Source organism: Candidatus Zixiibacteriota bacterium (genome assembly GCA_020853795.1).
In the GTDB taxonomy this organism is placed as follows: Bacteria; Zixibacteria; MSB-5A5; order CAIYYT01; family CAIYYT01; genus JADJGC01.
Map to the genome: position 1 here is coordinate 101,228 of JADYYF010000109.1, position 16,630 is coordinate 117,857.

Sequence of the window (16,630 nt, forward strand, 5' to 3'; positions counted from 1 at the left end):
AGCGTTTAACCTCGCTTGACTTTGAGTCGATCTCCGACTTTCACGCGCTTGGATGAAAGCCCGTTCAACGTCACAATGTCTTCCACTGTCGTTCCAAACGATTTGGCAATGTCCCAAAGGGTGTCGCCGGCCTTGACCACGTAAACGAGCACACCGCCCGAACGCGATTTCTTGCCGGCCGAGGCTGTCGACTTACTCGCGGACTTGCTGCTCGCGCTGGCACCCGATGCCGGAACATTGATCAACTGCCCGACCCGAAGATAGTCGATGGTATGCATACCGTTGATCGACGCGATGTCCTGCACGGAAGTTCCGTACTTCTGAGCGATTTTGTCCAGCGTATCCCCCTTGCGAACTTTGTAGGTCATGATCTTGCCGGAGGACGCCTTGCTGCCCGCCGCCTTCGTTCCCGACGCGTTGACTTTGAGCTTCTGCCCGGGATGAAGCTCAGAATAGGGTCCCAACCCGTTCAGGGAGCGCAAATCGTTCACCGTCGTGCCGTGCGCTTCCGCGATCTGCCAGAGGTTATCGCCCTTGCGCACCGTGTAGGTGCCGTTGGCCGCCAGCGCCGACGACTTCGAGCCGGAGCCGGATTTCTTGCCGCTGCTCGATCCGCCCGATCGCGCCAGCTCCGGATTCTGAATCGGGACCAGCAAGTGGCGACCCGCGATCAGCTTGCTCTTGGTCGAAGCGTTATTCGCGGCTGCCAGGCTCTTGGCCGAAACTCCGTATTTCTTGGCGATACTGGCCCACGTCTCGCCGCGACGAATCGTATGCTGCTCCATGCCGGAGGCCTTCGGTTTCTCAAAACCGTCATAGGCCGCCCAAAACGCCGTCTCCATGTTGGTCGGAATTCGCAGCCGATATGAGCCGGCATTCGGCGGTGTGACATTGCGCAGCAACTCGGGGTTCAGGTGTTGAAGATACTCAAGGCTCGTCCCGAGCGAACGTGCAACGTCACGAAGATCGACGCACTTGTCGATGGTCACCGTCTCGTAGTCAATCGGCTCTTCGAAGTACGACGCAAAACCGTATTTCTCAGGATTCTTGGCGATGATCGTCGCCGCCAGGAACAACGGAACATAGTCCTTGGTTTCACGCGCCAGACTCCGGAGACGGAAATAGTCGGTGGTGTTCTCGCGCTTGACCGCACGATCGACCCGACCCTCGCCGGCATTGTACGCCGCCAGAGCCAAGTACCAGTCACCATAACGATTGTAAAGGAAAGTCAGGTAGCGTGCGGCGGCCCGCGTCGACTTCTCGAAATCGCGCCGCTCATCATACCACCAATTACGATAAAGTCCGTATTGTTTTCCGGTTCCAGAGATGAACTGCCACGGTCCAACCGCGGCTGCCCAGGAGTAGGCATTGGTCTTGTATCCAGATTCGATCAGAGGCAGGTATACCAAATCGCGCGGCAGGCCTTCTTCCTCAAGGATCCGGATCATGGTCGAAGAATACTTGCCCGAACGCGTCAAAGCCGCTTGGAAGAAATCGCGCGCCAGCGTCTGGAAGTATATGATACAATTCTCGACCTTTTCGTTGACTATCACCGGAACATCGAATACTGCGGTCTTGTCAACGTCAGTAACTACCGGCTCTTCCCGAAGTTTGCTGAAGTCATCGATTTCCAAAAACCGATCGACAAAAGCGGAGCTGGAGGTCTCTCCGGGAAGAGTTGCGAGGTAAAGCAAGGTCAGCTTGTATTCCGAGCGAATGTCGCCCAACAACTTAAAGTAGCGTTGGCCGATTTCACTTTCGTCCGTCGGATCAACGTCGAGGTCGGAAAGAATCGTCAGGGCGCGTTCAAAATTGTACTGGGCTTCCTGCCACTGTTCCTGCGAGTTAGCCTGAACTCCGTATTGAAAATACTCTTCGGCGAGGTTCAATTCGTTCTGCGCGGCGACTACCGCCTCGTTATTCGCTGGAATCGATTCACTGACATTCGCTTGAGAGGATGGAGACTCGGCCTCAGTAGATATATTTGTCGCAACGGCCAAAGTGCGATTTTCCCGCACTGCCGACGAACACCCCGCCACCACCAACATCACCACCGCGACAAAATATAACAAACGAGGCATTAAAGACTTCCTCCCTGAAAGCATGGAGACTGTAAGCTGTTGGAAGATATGACTTAGCATAATTTCCTGTCAAGTTTAAATTTGTCGAACCAGCCGAACATTTTTTGCCGCCAACCGGAAGACTCCAATTCGATTGTTTCGGCTCGAACCTGATGACGAAACCAGGTCAACTGTCGTTTAGCATAGTTGCGGGTCCGTTGCTTGATCAATTCGATACATCGATCATGACCAAACTGACCGTCCCAGAAGTCGAGAACTTCACGATATCCAACTGTTCGTCGCAAAACCGGCGAGTCGGCAAGACCCGCCGCGCAGAGTTGATCGACTTCTGCGATCAATCCGTCCCGTATCATATTATCGACCCGCAAATTGATAATTTGATAAAGTTTTTCCCTTGAACGGCTTAAGAGAAATAAGAGAAATTCATACCGACTCGGAGGATACGTACCGGACTTTGCAAGTTCGCTTTTGGTCAAGCCGGTTAAGTTATGGATTTCCAATGCCCTAACCAGGCGCGGCCGATTTCCCGCCGGAATTACCCTCGCTGCCTCCGAATCGATCCCGGCGAGCTGGCTATGAAGCTCTGCTGCCGAAAACGCTTCCAAACGCGCCCGAAAATCCGGGTCGGCCGGTGGTGTTTCAAAAAGCCCCACCACCAGAGCCCTGAGATACAGCCCGGATCCGCCAACAACCAGGGGGACCCGACCTTTCGAAAAGACCTCGGTAAATGCGGCGTCAGCATCCTCGCGATAACGCGCTGCCGAGTAGACTGCATCAGGTTCGACGTAATCGATCAGGTGATAAGGTCGGCCGGCGAGTTCAGTCCGGGTCGGCTTGGCTGTACCGATGTTGAGTCGGCGGTAAATCTGGCGGGAATCGCAAGAGACGACTTCCAAATTGAAACGGTCGACGAGTTCCAGCGCAACGGCGGTCTTGCCGACGGCGGTCGGTCCGACCAGCACCGGGATGATCGGCTTAACCAAGGCGCCCGAATCTGACATCAAGATCGTGTCGCGACAGGCGAATCATCGTGGGCCGGCCATGGGGACAAACGTACGGATTCTCGGCAGTCATCAAGTTCTCAAATAGCGCACGCATCGCAACCTCGGTGAGTCTATCGCCAGACATGATTGCACCCCGGCAGGCAAACGAGGCGGCCCGCTTCTGGAAACGCTTCTGTTCATCACCTTTCAACTCGGAGAAATCATCCAGCAGTTCGCGGAAGAGTGTCTCAGGATTCTTGCCGCCGAGGACCGACGGGACGGCTTCAAGCTGCACCTGGCGAGGCCCGAAAGCGCTAACGACAAAACCAAGCGCCGCAAACGACTCCTGTTCGCGATTGAAGGTGAAGTAATCTTCCGGTTCAAGATGTACCGGAATCGGGAAAAGCAGGCGCTGGCTGGCAATAGCATGATGGCCGAGCGACTTGAGTGCCAGCTCGTAGAGAATGCGCTCATGAGCGGCGTGCTGGTCGATGATTAGCACCGCGTCGGCTGTAATCGCAATGATGTAGAGCAGATTGAATTGATGCAGACGCGCGTCGCCTTTCATCGTGGCCGCTAAGTGGGTGCGCTCGGTCGGCTGTCCAGGTGGAATCGTGACAACGGCCGGCACAGCTTCCCCTTGCGGCGAAGGCAGTTCCGCTTGCCCGGCCTGCCCGGTCGGTATCGGCGTAAAAATCGCCGCCAACGCATGTTCCCCACGTTCCGAGCCGAGTTCCTTCTCGAAGAAACTTCCCAGCGAGCGGCGCAGGTCAACTTCACGCGCATAGCCGGAGTAATCCTCGCCCCTGCGGCCGGACGCTGCACCAAATCCGGGAACGATGTTCCCCTGCAGGAGCGACTCGCGCACCAAGCTGTAAAGCGCATGAAAAATGGCGCGCTCATCGGCAAAGCGAACTTCCGACTTGGCCGGATGCACGTTGACGTCAACCAGCGCCGGATCGATCGCGATGAAGACGGCACCCTGCGGATACAACCCGCCCGCGAGAAATTCTCCATAGGCGGAAGTGATTGCGGCAAAGAGCGACTTGGAATCGATACGGCGGCCATTGACAAGTATCATAATCCGCGAGCGGCTGCGCCGACAGGCCTCCGGTTTTGAAAGATAAATCTCGACGCGCAGTGCATCCGCGGCGCGCTCACCGCGAACGAATTTTGCAGCGTTGGCGACGCCGAACAACTGCCCGGCGCGGGCGAATCTATCGGCGGTTGCCGCCAGATCGACGAGACGCTGGCCGTCGGAGTCGAGGATGAATTCGCACTGCGGATTGCCGAGCGCAATCGACTCGACCACTTCAATCACCCGGCGCACTTCTGCCGAAGCCGACTTGAGGAATTTCCGGCGCGCGGGCGTGTTGAAGAACAAATTGCGCACGGTAATCGTCGTGCCATAGTCGCATCCGACCTCCGACTCGCCGACCACTTCCCCGCCGTCGATCTCCAGCCGGTAGCCGGAGGCGGCGCCACGATTGCGCGATTTGACCGCGAACTGCGACACCGAGGTGATCGACGGCAGCGCTTCGCCGCGGAATCCGAACGACTTGATATTGAAGAGGTCTTCCGGCTTATCGATCTTGCTGGTGGCGTGGCGGCAGACGGCAAGGCGAAGATCTTCCGGGGTCATGCCGTAACCATTGTCGTTGACCTCGATCCGGCCCAGCCCGCCCTCGGCGATGTCGATCCGCACCGAGGTGGCCTCGGCATCAAGGCTATTCTCGATCAACTCCTTGACCACGGAGGCCGGCCGCTCAATCACTTCGCCGGCGGCGATCTTGTTGATCAGCACGTTGGGCAGCAGCTTAATCCGCGTGGCCATTATCCTTCTCCGCAAGTTTCTTCAGCTCGTTGACCAGGTTCAGCGCTTCGATCGGCGTCAGGCTGTCGACGTCGACGGAGCGCAGTCGCTTCAAGGTCTCCGGCTCGGTCGATTCGAACAGCCGCATCTGGTTTGGGTTGACATAGTGATAGCGACTGCGAGTCTTGAGCGGCGCAAATGTGCCCGACTCCAATTCCGCCAAAATCTCCTTGGCGCGGGCTGTCAATGTGCCGGGAATTCCCGCCAGCTTGGCCACCTCAATCCCGAAGCTGTCATCACAACCGCCCGGTACGACCTTCCTGAGGAATACGATGCGATCGCGGTGGCGACGCACCTGTACCTGGAAATTGCGAATACGCGCGCAGAGATTCGCAAGTTCTGTTAGTTCGTGAAAGTGGGTGGCGAAAATCGTGCGCGACTTGAGCCGCGTATCGTTGTGCAGCGCCTCGCACAACGCCCAGGCAATCGCCAGACCGTCATAGGTCGAAGTGCCGCGCCCGACCTCATCGAGCAGGATCAGACTCTGCGGCGTGGCATTGTTGAGGATTCGCGCCGTCTCGTTCATCTCCACCAGAAAGGTCGATTCGCCCATCGTCAGACGGTCCGAAGCGCCGACGCGCGTGAAGACGCGATCGACAATCCCGATCGTGGCCTTTTCGGCAGGCACGAAACCGCCCGCCTGGGCCATGATTACGATCAGCCCGACTTGCCGCAGATATGTGGACTTCCCCGCCATGTTCGGTCCGGTGAGAAGTTGAATTTGCGCGTCCCGGGCATCGAGCCGGGTATCATTGCCCACAAAATCGCCGCGCGGCAGAATCTGCTCGATCACCGGATGGCGCCCCTCGATGATTTCCAGGATCGGCTCGGTCGTCAACTGCGGACGCACGTACCCATAGCGCCGTGCCGCCAGCGCAAAAGCCAGCAGCGTCTCCAGCTCGCCGACGATTTGGCCGGCGCGACTGATCTGCTCGCCGTGGGCGGCGACGCGATCGCGCAGCTCGAGGAACAACTCCTCCTCCAGGCGATTGATGCCGTCTTCGGCGGCAAGAATCAACTCTTCCTTCTTCTTCAGTTCATCCGTGATATACCGCTCGGCGTTGACCAACGTCTGCTTGCGGATGAAGTGTGGCGGGACTGCTGCCAACTGACCCTTCGAGACTTCAATGTAATAACCGAACACCTGATTGAAGCCGACCTTGAGATTGCCGATTCCGGTCTCGGTGCGCAGCTTCTCCTGCAGGCCGGAGATGTAATCGACCGCGTCCTTAATTGACGACTTGAGGCGGTCCAACTTCTCGCTGCTCCCGGTACGAATTAAGCCGCCGGAGTTGGCCAGGATCGGCGGCTCATCGACGAGTGCCAAGGCAATATCGCCGACCACCGCCTGCAATTCCGGCAGCCGCTTCGCCAATGACGCCAGAAGCGGAACACCACAACTCGCCAACAAGCCGGAGATCTCCGGCAGTCGCCGCAAGCTGCCCGCCAGCGCAACAAGGTCGCGCGGGTTCGCCTTGCGATTGCCGAGCTTGCCCGCCATCCGTTCCAGATCGATCAGGTCGGCAAGCGCGCGTGCCATACCTTCGCGTAATTCGTCTTCGCGATAAAACCGTTCGACCGCCTGTTGACGCGCGAGGATGCGTTCGATGTTCTTCAGCGGCGCCACGAGCCAGCGCGCCAGCGTGCGTTTGCCCATTCCCGTGCGACAGAAATCGAGCAGCCCGAACAGCGTGTGCTCGCGTTTGTCGCTGGAATTGGATTGCAGCAGTTCCAAATTGCGAACGGTGGCAGCATCGAGATAGACGTGATCGGGATCATCTGCCAGCCGTGGCGGCGATAGATGCCCCGGCGCCGCGAATTTCATCTCTTCGATATACGAGAAAAGCGCACCCAGCGCGGCGGTCGCCCGCGGCGCATGGTTGAGTTCGAACGCCTCGAGCGAAGCGACCTCATAGAAGTTCTTGAGCTTCTCCGTCGCGAAGTCGACTTGGAAGCGCCACGACTCCAGCTTTGTCGGCGCCGCCGCCAATCGCGCCAAATGTCGGACCAGGCTCACGGTGTCCTCATCGGAGATCAGGACTTCCGACGGTGCCAGCGATTCAATCCGGTCCAACGTTCCGGCCAGATCACCTTCATAAAACGTTACCGCGCCGGTGGTGATGTCTACGGCGCCGAAGCCGAGCCGGTCGGGCTGGTTGGTATGAATCGCCAGCAATAGACTGTCGCGTTCGGCGGGCAGTGCGCTGTCGATCGTGATCGTGCCGGGCGTAATAATCTCGATTACTTTCCGCTTGACGAGTCCCTTCGCCAATTTGGGATCCTCCACCTGCTCGCAGATAACGACCTTGAGGCCGGCACGGATCAACTGCGTCAGATACTTCTCGGCCGAGTGATACGGCACACCGGCCAACGGCAGGCGCGTCGTCTGGCCGTGCGCGCGCGAGGTCAGCGCAATACCGAGAATCGGCGCGGCAATCTCGGCGTCGCGGCCAAACATCTCGTAGAAATCCCCCATGCGGAAAAAGAGGATCTTGTCGGGGTGTTGTTTCTTGATGGCAAAGTACTGCTCAAGCAGCGGCGTGGTCTTGTCGGACATTTACAGCGCGACGACCGTGACGGTCTGTTGGGTGACGCGCTCAAAGCGCTGTTTGAAGCGGGCGGCGGCATCAGCCGAATTAAAGCGACCGACATCCACTACGAAATGCGGGCGATCGCCGGATTCCAGTTCCGTCATCCGCGCGGTATAGCCCTGCGCAAGCAGCCGCTGGTGGACGCGGCGCGCATCAGCCTCGCGGTCAAATTCACCAACGCGCACGGCAAATAGCTGTGCCAGCGATCGTGGTGTGCGATTGGCCGGCATCGTGAACGCAACCGTCACTGCAGCTGGGTCATCTGTCGGTGCGGCGCCGGTAAGAGCGGCAAATTGCGGCGCCTCACCGATCAAGCGCTCACGCATCGATTTTGCCGATGGGGCTTCGTCCGTGACTTCGAGCAGCTCCGCCAATCGCGCCACCGCCGGCGCAAAATAGGGATTCTCCGGGCGTGTCGCAAAGCGCGCCAGCAACTCCTTGGCGGCACCGAGTTTCTTGCGTGCGGCGAATGATTCGGCAAGCAACCAGAGCGCCTGCGAATTCACATCGGGATCGGAAGACTCTTTCAGCAAACGTCGCAATTGACCCTCCGCCGCGCGATCTTCCCCGCGGGCGAGGTCGAGACGAGCAGTCAGAAGCTGCAACGGCTCACAGCGCTGCACGTGAACGCACGAACGCAAAGCACGGTGGGCCGCCACAGCACCGGCATTGCAATTGCCGGCCAGCAGACAATACTGCGCATAGAACTCCGCCATGCGGCACCGCAACTCAGCGGGCGGATCATTATCGAGCAGCGCGCGCACGCGCGCGGCCGCTTGATCGCCGTCCGGATTCAACAGCGCGTGGCGAAACTCCCAGCCGTAGTGATCCGGCGTAAACGCTGCCTCCCGCAACGCCAGGCGGGCGGCAGTGAGTTCGCCGGCCTGCAGGCACTCGTCGACGCGCGCCAACTGGTCGGAAGCCATAGCGCCGACCGCGGCGGACACAGTCAACCAGAGCCCGGCCGCCAAAGTGCGCAGCGCGCGATCAGGTGCGCTGACGGGCCGCCTCTTGGCTGAAGTAGAGGTTCTCCAGTATTTCGAATGCTTCATTGATCCGTCCTTGCCCGCGATAGATGCGCGCGACACCGATATGAGCCGGCGCGTACGCGGGATGGGCGTTAATGATCTGCCGGAAGTAGTCCAGCGCCTGGGCGCGATCGCCCTTCTTCTCGTAAAGCTCGGCCAGCGCCATGGCGGCGCTGATATTGTTGGGATCGCGCTCGAGGATGCCCTCAAAGACGCTCGAGATCATGTTGAATTGCCCGAGATCGAAAAACGAGCGGCGCAGTCGATCAAAGACGACATGCGCCTGATCTGGATTCTTCTCCACGAACGTCATCCACGCCTTGACGGCGTCTTCGACCCGCTCCTCGGTAATGTACGAATCACCGACTTTGACCCAGACGTCATGGCGGGTGGGGTCGAGATGATAAGCGGTCTTGTACAGCGTGCGCGCTTTGCGGCCCTTGCCGCGCTGCGCCAGCAAATCAGCCAGACGACTCTTGACATCGGCGAGACGGTTACGAAAGAGCGTCGGCTCCCGCTTGAACAGCTTCTCAGCGACCGCCTCCGAGTCCTCCCACTTCTCCGTCTTGCCAAGCAGATCGAGCAGTTGGACACCCGACTTGAGATTGGCCGGGTCGCGATCGTATTCCTTCTTCAGCAGCGCAACGGCCTTCTCCAACTGGCCGTCGGCGACAAAGTCGTCTATCAAATGATGCTGCACCGCCTGGCGCTGCGCCGGCGTAATATCGCCGCGCATCAGCAGGTCGGAATGAACCTGAATCGCCTGCTTGGCCTTGCCACGGTCAGCGAGAATCCGCCCCAGACGCAAATAGGCGTCGATATTGTGCGTGTCTTGCGCGACCACATCCTTGAGCTTGTGGAACGCCGCCACCTGGTCGCCTTCCAAAAGCGACTGCAGCGCGGATACGTACAGGCTGGCGTCCTTGGCGCGCTCGCGGCGGCGCCGGCGCACCTGCAACGAAAACAGCGCAATCAGCAACAGGACGAGGGCAACGCCGATGATGTAGTAGTACATGTTAAAATCGAACATGGCTAAATCGAGTCGATCTGATCAATTTGTCGGTTTCGCAACGACGTGATTTCCGCTTCCAGCCGCTTGACCAAGCGTCGATTGGCGGCCGATTCCGAGGAAATCCGGAAGAAATACGTAACCGCGAGCAAAAAGCTGGCGATCATTCCCGCGCCGAACGCCACCAGCAACACCCCCCAGAGCGGCGCGTCCAGATGGCGGTAATGAATGAACATCAGGTCGAAGGCGATATCGACGCGCTGATTCGCGTTGGCAATGAAGAAGGCGATCGCGAAAATCAGAAACACGATCATGAGGAACATTCTAACGGCCCACATAGTCCTCCTCCATAGCCTGACTCAAGCGCGACACTGCGCCGCAGCGAACGTTACTCGCCACTCTCCAGCGGCGCCGCGGTCGAATCACCGGCGGCTTGATCAAAGGTCACCGAATTGATAAACGCCTCAAACTCGGGCTGCAACTCGTTTTCAAACTGCCGCTCGCAGACCAACTCCATGTACACCAGGGCGCCCTCCAGCGGAATCAGATAAACCCAGCCGGAACGAAATTCGCGCACCAGTTCCGGCACCGACCGGCCTTCCGGCTGCACCTGCACCGCATACTCGCGGCGCATCTGGTATTGCACGGCGTCACGGCCGCCAATCTTGACGTTCTGCACCCGCAACTGCTCTGCCGGATTCGGCGCTCCCCGCTGGAAGAAAACCGACTTATTCAGAATCTTGTCGCGAAACGAGTCCTTGGTAAGGCCGCTGCGCAGCGAATCGACGAAGGCCGTGGTCGGCAGCGTATTGGAATCGGCAAAAACCATGACGATGGGGCGCAGCGCCTCTTCCGGATTGTCGCGCAAGCGCGCCGGGACCCGCGTCCGCTTGTACAGGAAGCTGATGCGCTCCGGCGAATATTCGTCGCGCAAACCGCCGTCGCGCCATTCCTTGGGCATCGTGATCGAAAAACCAAAGCGATTGTCCGTGAAGACGCCTTTGTTCAAGACGCCAACCTTTTCCTTCTTGGCCTGCGCCGTGAGCCCCATCCCCAATACGAGGATCGCCGTCAGCGCGAGCCCGGCAATTCTTGCCATTCGTATCTTCACAGCAAACTCCCACCGGTTATAAGACTCATCAATTTATACCCTTAACGCTGATCAGGTCAAGCATTTAAATGTTCACGCGGTCGCAAGCTACTTGAGCAAGACAACCTTGCGCGTGACCACTTGCCCTGCCCCAGCGACGCGCACAAAATAGATGCCGGAAGCAACCGCATGGCCGCTTTGATCAACACCGTCCCAGGTCACGGTACTGCCGGTGGCGAGCGCCAACGTCTGGCGGCAAATCGTCTGACCGAGCGAATTGACCACCATGAGGTCAACCGCAACGGGCGCGATCGCAGTAATCTGCGCGGTCGTAGTGGAGTTGAAGGGATTTGGGTAGAACGGCGTGAGATCGATGCGCGCGCGCTGACTCCCGGGAGCAGGCGCATGGCGTTCGCTACCGTCATAGACCGATAGGCGCGACGATGAGAGCACCAGCAGTCGATCTCCCCCGGCCGCCAGCCGATAAGCTCCGTGGCTGTTCTCGATCGTGTACACGGGTCCCGGCGCATACGGATCGGCAAAATCCAGATAGCGCACGCCACCGACGGCATCGGCGATCAGCAGAATCTGCGCAACGGAATCGTAGCGAAGATCAAATGCCGAGGTCATGACCAAGGGCAGCTGTATCGGAGTTACCGCGCCGGTCGCAGCATCGAATTCCAGAACGCTGACTCCTGATGGGGCTGCGACCACGATGATTCGATCTCCGGCGATCGCAAACGCCCGCGGCCGCTCGGGCAGATCAACGGTGGCCGGCGTTGCCGCAGGATCATCCAGGGATATGATGGCGCCTTCCCCGCGTTCCGACGCAAGCAACAGCAACGACTCGCCCATCTGACTGCCCGAAACCGCAAAGTCGACGGAGTGACTGCTTAAGAATTCCACCGCCAGCGATTGGCGATCGAAAGCGTAACTCATCGAACCGCGCGCATGAACGACGACGAGTTCCAGCTTGTCGACGCCCGCTTCACGCAGATAGACTGCTGAGACTGGCTCCGCGGTGTAGACAACTGCCGAAGGTCGCAGGTCGTTGCCGCGGTCAAATTCGAAAAGATAGACTTGTTCGGAACCGGCTTGAGCTGCGACGATCACATCACCCGCCGCCGTCAGCCGATTGAAGAATCCACCAACTCCAACCGTCTTCGCCTCCCTCTCACTATTGCCAAGCAATCGCAAGCGACCACCGGAGTCGGCATACAGCAATCCGCGATCGGTTGCGGCAAACGCCAATGGCGTTTCCGGCGGGACAAATCGGGAGGCTTCGCCGACCGACTCGCCGCCAACCGTGATCACAGCGATCTGTCCCGACTCATCGCGAATGTAGAATCTGGTCTTGCCGTCAACGCTCAGCCCTTCGCACTGTGCCACCGGATAACCAACCGCAATTGTCGCTGCCTCTGTTGGATTATCGAAATCGACGATGCGGCACAGACCGTCGGGACCGCCGGCAATCAAGAATCTGGAAACGGCGGCAAGCTGAGTGACGGCGAAATCGCAAACAACTGAATCGACTCCGTTGACGCGGCCATCTTGCAGATGGAACAAGTCGACACTCTGACCGCCGTCGCAAATCGCAAAGCCATCCGCGATCGGCGCCACGGCCGTCGGCGGCGTCTCGCGCAGAATACGTTCTACCGGCGACATCTCTGAAGATCTGAGGTCGTAAACATCGATTCCGTTGAGGCGATCAAGGGCAAGCAGAAAGCGGCCGTGAAGCGCCAACCCGATGTAGTAGGCGCCACCCGTGAATCGCGCCATCTCGCGCAGGCGACCCGGCATCGAGGCATCGTACAGGGCGATTCCCGCCACGCCCAATGCCGCAAAGAGCGTGTCATGGCGCGCCGTGGCGGCATGAATCGTGTCGGCCAGAAGGTACTCGACCGGCGCCGTCAGGGCCGACTCTCGCCAATTGAGCACGGCAAGACGACGCTGACGCGAGTAAACGTAGGCTCGGTCGCCGGCGGCGGTGATGCCGGCAAATTCGCTGGCCAGCGTGATGGCCGCATCTGGTACGAGGCGGGGTTGCGCGTTCAGCGGCAGCCGCAGCACCTGACGATCGCCGAGAGCCAGCACAAAGTCGGGCGCTACGGCAAACGACCGCGCCCCGCCGAGCGGAATTGTCGTCACCGGCTCGAACATCTCCGGACCGACGTCCGCCCAAACCGGCATTGACAACCATTGGAGCAGGACCAGGACCAATCGCAGCCACTTCATTTCAACAACACCATTCTGCGCGTCTCGTTGACGTTGTTCATGCGCAAGCGGTAGAAGTAGACACCCGATGCCACCTCTCGGCCGTGGAAATCGCGGCCGTTCCAGTCGAAACGGTGAAACCCCGCCGGCAGGAACCTGTCAACGAGTGTGGCAACGGTCTGGCCCAGGAGATTGATGATCTCAATCTTGACCGGTGCGGCGGTGACAACGTCGACTTCAATGACCGTCGTCTGATTGAACGGATTCGGATAGTTTTGCGCCAGACGAAACGTGGTCGGCAACGGTGGCGGTTGCGGCGTGCGCGGACGCGCCAGGCTCGGCAACATCCCGGTGTTGCGAGTATCACCGAGGAATGTCCCCCATGCTACCGCCGAATCAGACGCGACCGTCGGCAAGTCCCAACTGTAGATGCGCCCATCGGAAGATCCAATGTAGATTTCCAGCAATGAGTCGCCGTCGAAATCGCCCACCACCGGCGTATGCGGCGCATATGTGACGACCCCGGGATTGGCGAAGGTGTAAACCGGCCAGCCGGGCGTCGTCGTGCCGTCGGTCTCCCAGCACAGCAGTCGTTCCGGCTTGCCGATGAGCAAGGCGCCGCCGCGCGAGACGATCTCGAACTGGCCGTCATTGTCGACGTCGAGCACGAGCGGGTTGGACAGCGAGTTGATCGTGCCGGCCAGGAAGCCATCGTTACGGCCAAATTCATTGGCCAGCAGCGGCCGGCCGTCGCCGTGCCACACGAACACCTCGCCGCCGTCGAGCGCGCTGAATGCGCAGATCAATTCTGGAATCGAGTCGTTGTCCAGGTCGGCCGCCGCCGGATATGAGGTCAGCCACTGGATCTTCTCCGGAAACAACTTGGGCCAGCCGGGCAGGTCGGAACCGTCGGCTTCGATAATTCGCACCGCCATCGCCAGGTTGCTCGAATACCAGTGCGCGAAAGCAATCTCGGGAACGGCATCGTTGTCAAAGTCTGCAAGTACGCCGCCGAAGATACCGTCCGAGGAAAAGATGCGCGCACCAAGGTCGGCATTGTACGGCGCGCCGTTCTTGCCGGAATACAGGTAGACACCACCATCGGCGCCGGCGGCGGTATAGAGCGTGCCAACATCGCGGTAGCCGTCACCGTCAAAGTCGTAAGCAAACAAGAATGCCGCGGTTGAACCGCCGTAATCCTTAAAGCGGCCCGATTCGCTCAGCCGTGCAAAGAGCCCGCGCGTGGTACGGAAATAGCTCGAGCCGTCGGCGTGCCAGCAATAGATCTCCCCGGCGCTGTTGACGAAGAGAACTTCCATCTCGCCGTCGCCGTCAAGATCGGAAACAAGTGGGGTAGGATAGGAGTTGAACTGCAAACCGGTATTGACCGCCTTCGGCCAGCCCGGCAAAGACTCGCCCTCTCCATTGACGACAATGACGCCGCGATCAGAAATCGATACGATCTCGTCGCGACCATCATTATCCAGATCACAAAGTGCCGGTGACGATTCGTAGGTGTTGCCGAAATGCGGATCAATCGTGCGCAGACCGGGCTGGTCGTAGTCGTTGATCAGCAATCCGGCGCGCGAACCGGTGACGATTTCGCGCCCCGGATCTGCGTCAAGATTGCCGGCGGCAGAGGTCAGATGCGGCCGCGCCGGCAGCGCCAGCGGGTAGCCGGCCGCCACGGTCGATTTGATCACGATGCGATTGGAAACGGCGTGCTCACCTGCATCATCAGTCAAGGTCAAGGTCAGGAATCCGCGTCCCGGCGGAAGTTGACCCACTGTCCATTCGGCCAATTCGCGGCGATAACTGATTTCCGTCGAAAACTTGATCAACGTTTCCTGCTTCGGATTCGATTCCGGCGCATACGTGAGCCGATAGGAATCGAAAGTCGGCGACGAAGCCGAACCGACGATATTCGCAACCGAATAGACAGTATCGCCGTCGTGCGGCGTCAGCAATTCAACCACGACCGAGTTCGCAATCCGAATTGTCGTTGTGAACGCGATGCTGGTACCCACGCGCAGGCGCAGATCCGCATCGCCGTCATACGGGCTGCTGTCCCAGCGTGCCAGCAGATTGCGCACGATGTCGCCAGGTCCCGTTGCAATCGTAGTCCAGTCACCGGTCGCAGCCGGCCGTACTTCGAGCACGAAACTACTACCCAGCTGCGATACCGCCGAACCGCGCAGATTGACAACTCCTGTCACCAATGCATTTGGGTGTGGTGACTCGATCTCGGCATATTCGTCCTGCAGCAATCCCACCGCACGGCCCAGGTTGATGCGCCCCCACCCGGCGTACGGACTGAAATTCCCCTGCAAGCGACCGTCCGGATCGGCAATCTTGTCGGCACTGCCCATCAGCAGTTGCTCGACCGAATCGCGCGGCAAACCGGGCGCGACCGATAGAATGAAAGCCGCCGAAGCGGCGACGTGCGGGGCCGCCATGCTCGTGCCGTCGGCGAGATAATAGAACTCATCGATGATGCGGATTTCCGGCTCTCCCTGCGCCGCATACAGATCGGTGCGCGCCGCCCGCAGCGAAAGAATATTCTCGCCCGGCGCGGCAACATCAAGCCAGTCGCCATAGGTCGAAAATGTTGTCACGCGATCAGCCGAACCGGTGGCACCGACCGTCAGGACGTGGTCGAGACGGGCGGGAAAAAACGGTGTCGAGGTCCCCGAATTGCCCGCCGCCGCCACAAAAACTACGCCGCGATCGGCGGCGTACTGCACCGCCTCCGCCAGAATTGTCGAATAGTACGGCGATCCCCACGAGGCATTGATCACCTTGGCGCCCTGATTCACGGCATAGATGATCGCCTGTGCGCTGGCGGACGCGAGCGCATTCGGGAAGATCTTGAGACACATCACTTCGACGTTGCGCGCCACACCCTCGATACCAATGCCGTTTCCGGCAACGGCGCCGACGATCCCTGCCACATGCGTGCCGTGGCCGATGGTGTCGACCGGGTCGGGATCGGGTGAGACGGAAATTCCCTCCATCACATCACCGGAGAAATCATAGCCGACGGTGTCGTCGATATAACCGTTGAAATCGTCGTCGAAGCCTGGAATGCCGTTCGTCTCAGCCGGATTGTGCCAGATATGCCCCTGTAAGTCGGGATGATGGTAGTCCACGCCGGTGTCGATGATCGCGACACGCACGCGGCTGCGATCGGCCGGTGCGGAACTGACTTGCCCCCAGCCGATGTCCGCGCCGGGTGTGCCGGTGAATAACCGCAGCGAATCATTCTCGAATCCGGGCACCCGCACGATTCCGAGATATGGCTGGCCGGTATTGACCAATCCCCATTGGTTCGGGAGAAGCGGATCGGCGAAAAGCTGCATGTAGTAGTCGCGTTCAACATACTCGACCGCAGGGTCGGCGGCGAGAATCGATTCGGCAATCGCCCGCGTCGAATCCGAGTTGAACTCGACAATATTTACCCGTGCCAGACCTTCGGCATCAGGGTGCACCAGTTGCGCGGACGGCACGAGCGGCTCAACAGCGCGCGCACCGGCGACGGCCGCGACCTTGTTCAATTGAGATGAAGCAGCCCCGGGACGAAACTTGACGATCAGTCGGCTGGGATGATAGTCGGAAGCGTTGAGACCACCGTGCGCGACGAGCGCCAGCAATGCAGCGGTCAGGACGATCCGACCCACCCGCATCAGCAGTCGCGTCTCGGTGGCAGGAGTTTGTGATTGGTTCGGGCGCACGGTGACAATATCGCTCATTCGTCTGATAGA

At 59.4% G+C, this 16,630-nt stretch carries 10 protein-coding genes; all 10 read right to left on the minus strand.

The window, feature by feature from the left end; translation table 11 throughout:
- Nucleotides 1-5 precede the first annotated feature (5 nt).
- The gene (locus IT585_08875) at nucleotides 6-2,081 is read right to left on the minus strand and encodes a LysM peptidoglycan-binding domain-containing protein (GenBank protein MCC6963351.1); all 2,076 of its coding nucleotides are present in this window, start codon (nucleotides 2,079-2,081) and stop codon (nucleotides 6-8) included.
- A 53-nt stretch (nucleotides 2,082-2,134) separates the two neighbouring features.
- Entirely contained in the window at nucleotides 2,135-3,064 is a 930-nt protein-coding gene (miaA, locus tag IT585_08880; protein MCC6963352.1) for a tRNA (adenosine(37)-N6)-dimethylallyltransferase MiaA, read from the minus strand.
- Nucleotides 3,057-4,898: a DNA mismatch repair endonuclease MutL gene (gene mutL, locus IT585_08885; protein ID MCC6963353.1), complete on the minus strand. Its 1,842-nt coding sequence runs from the start codon at nucleotides 4,896-4,898 to the stop codon at nucleotides 3,057-3,059. Before mutL ends, miaA begins: the two co-directional genes overlap by 8 nt.
- Nucleotides 4,882-7,494 (minus strand): DNA mismatch repair protein MutS, encoded by a 2,613-nt coding sequence (gene mutS, locus IT585_08890; protein MCC6963354.1) that lies wholly within the window; start codon nucleotides 7,492-7,494, stop codon nucleotides 4,882-4,884. The genes mutL and mutS overlap by 17 nt, the downstream gene beginning before the upstream one ends.
- Nucleotides 7,495-8,580 carry an SPOR domain-containing protein gene (locus IT585_08895; GenBank protein MCC6963355.1) on the minus strand — a complete coding sequence of 362 codons (1,086 nt, stop codon included), beginning with the start codon at nucleotides 8,578-8,580 and terminating at the stop codon, nucleotides 7,495-7,497.
- Nucleotides 8,516-9,586, minus strand: a complete 1,071-nt coding sequence (locus tag IT585_08900) for a tetratricopeptide repeat protein (protein MCC6963356.1) — start codon at nucleotides 9,584-9,586, stop codon at nucleotides 8,516-8,518. The genes IT585_08895 and IT585_08900 overlap by 65 nt, the downstream gene beginning before the upstream one ends.
- A gap of 2 nt (nucleotides 9,587-9,588) precedes the next feature.
- On the minus strand, nucleotides 9,589-9,903 hold the full coding sequence (locus tag IT585_08905) for a LapA family protein (GenBank protein MCC6963357.1): 315 nt from the start codon (nucleotides 9,901-9,903) through the stop codon (nucleotides 9,589-9,591).
- A 50-nt stretch (nucleotides 9,904-9,953) separates the two neighbouring features.
- Nucleotides 9,954-10,676: a hypothetical protein gene (locus tag IT585_08910; protein MCC6963358.1), complete on the minus strand. Its 723-nt coding sequence runs from the start codon at nucleotides 10,674-10,676 to the stop codon at nucleotides 9,954-9,956.
- Nucleotides 10,677-10,763: 87 nt separating this feature from the next.
- Complete coding sequence (locus IT585_08915; GenBank protein ID MCC6963359.1) at nucleotides 10,764-12,890, minus strand: T9SS type A sorting domain-containing protein; 2,127 nt, start codon at nucleotides 12,888-12,890, stop codon at nucleotides 10,764-10,766.
- Complete coding sequence (locus IT585_08920) at nucleotides 12,887-16,618, minus strand: S8 family serine peptidase (protein ID MCC6963360.1); 3,732 nt, start codon at nucleotides 16,616-16,618, stop codon at nucleotides 12,887-12,889. The genes IT585_08915 and IT585_08920 overlap by 4 nt, the downstream gene beginning before the upstream one ends.
- Between the last annotated feature and the right edge of the window lie 12 nt (nucleotides 16,619-16,630).

Excerpts from the sequence above, each read along its gene's own strand:
- IT585_08875 (MCC6963351.1), bottom strand. The coding sequence starts at position 2,081 with ATGCCTCGTTTGTTATATTTTGTCGCGGTGGTGATGTTGGTGGTGGCG.
- mutL (MCC6963353.1), bottom strand. The coding sequence starts at position 4,898 with ATGGCCACGCGGATTAAGCTGCTGCCCAACGTGCTGATCAACAAGATC.
- mutS (MCC6963354.1), bottom strand. The coding sequence starts at position 7,494 with ATGTCCGACAAGACCACGCCGCTGCTTGAGCAGTACTTTGCCATCAAG.
- IT585_08895 (MCC6963355.1), bottom strand. The coding sequence starts at position 8,580 with ATGAAGCATTCGAAATACTGGAGAACCTCTACTTCAGCCAAGAGGCGG.
- IT585_08900 (MCC6963356.1), bottom strand. The coding sequence starts at position 9,586 with ATGTTCGATTTTAACATGTACTACTACATCATCGGCGTTGCCCTCGTC.
- IT585_08905 (MCC6963357.1), bottom strand. The coding sequence starts at position 9,903 with ATGTGGGCCGTTAGAATGTTCCTCATGATCGTGTTTCTGATTTTCGCG.
- IT585_08915 (MCC6963359.1), bottom strand. The coding sequence starts at position 12,890 with ATGAAGTGGCTGCGATTGGTCCTGGTCCTGCTCCAATGGTTGTCAATG.
- IT585_08920 (MCC6963360.1), bottom strand. The coding sequence starts at position 16,618 with ATGAGCGATATTGTCACCGTGCGCCCGAACCAATCACAAACTCCTGCC.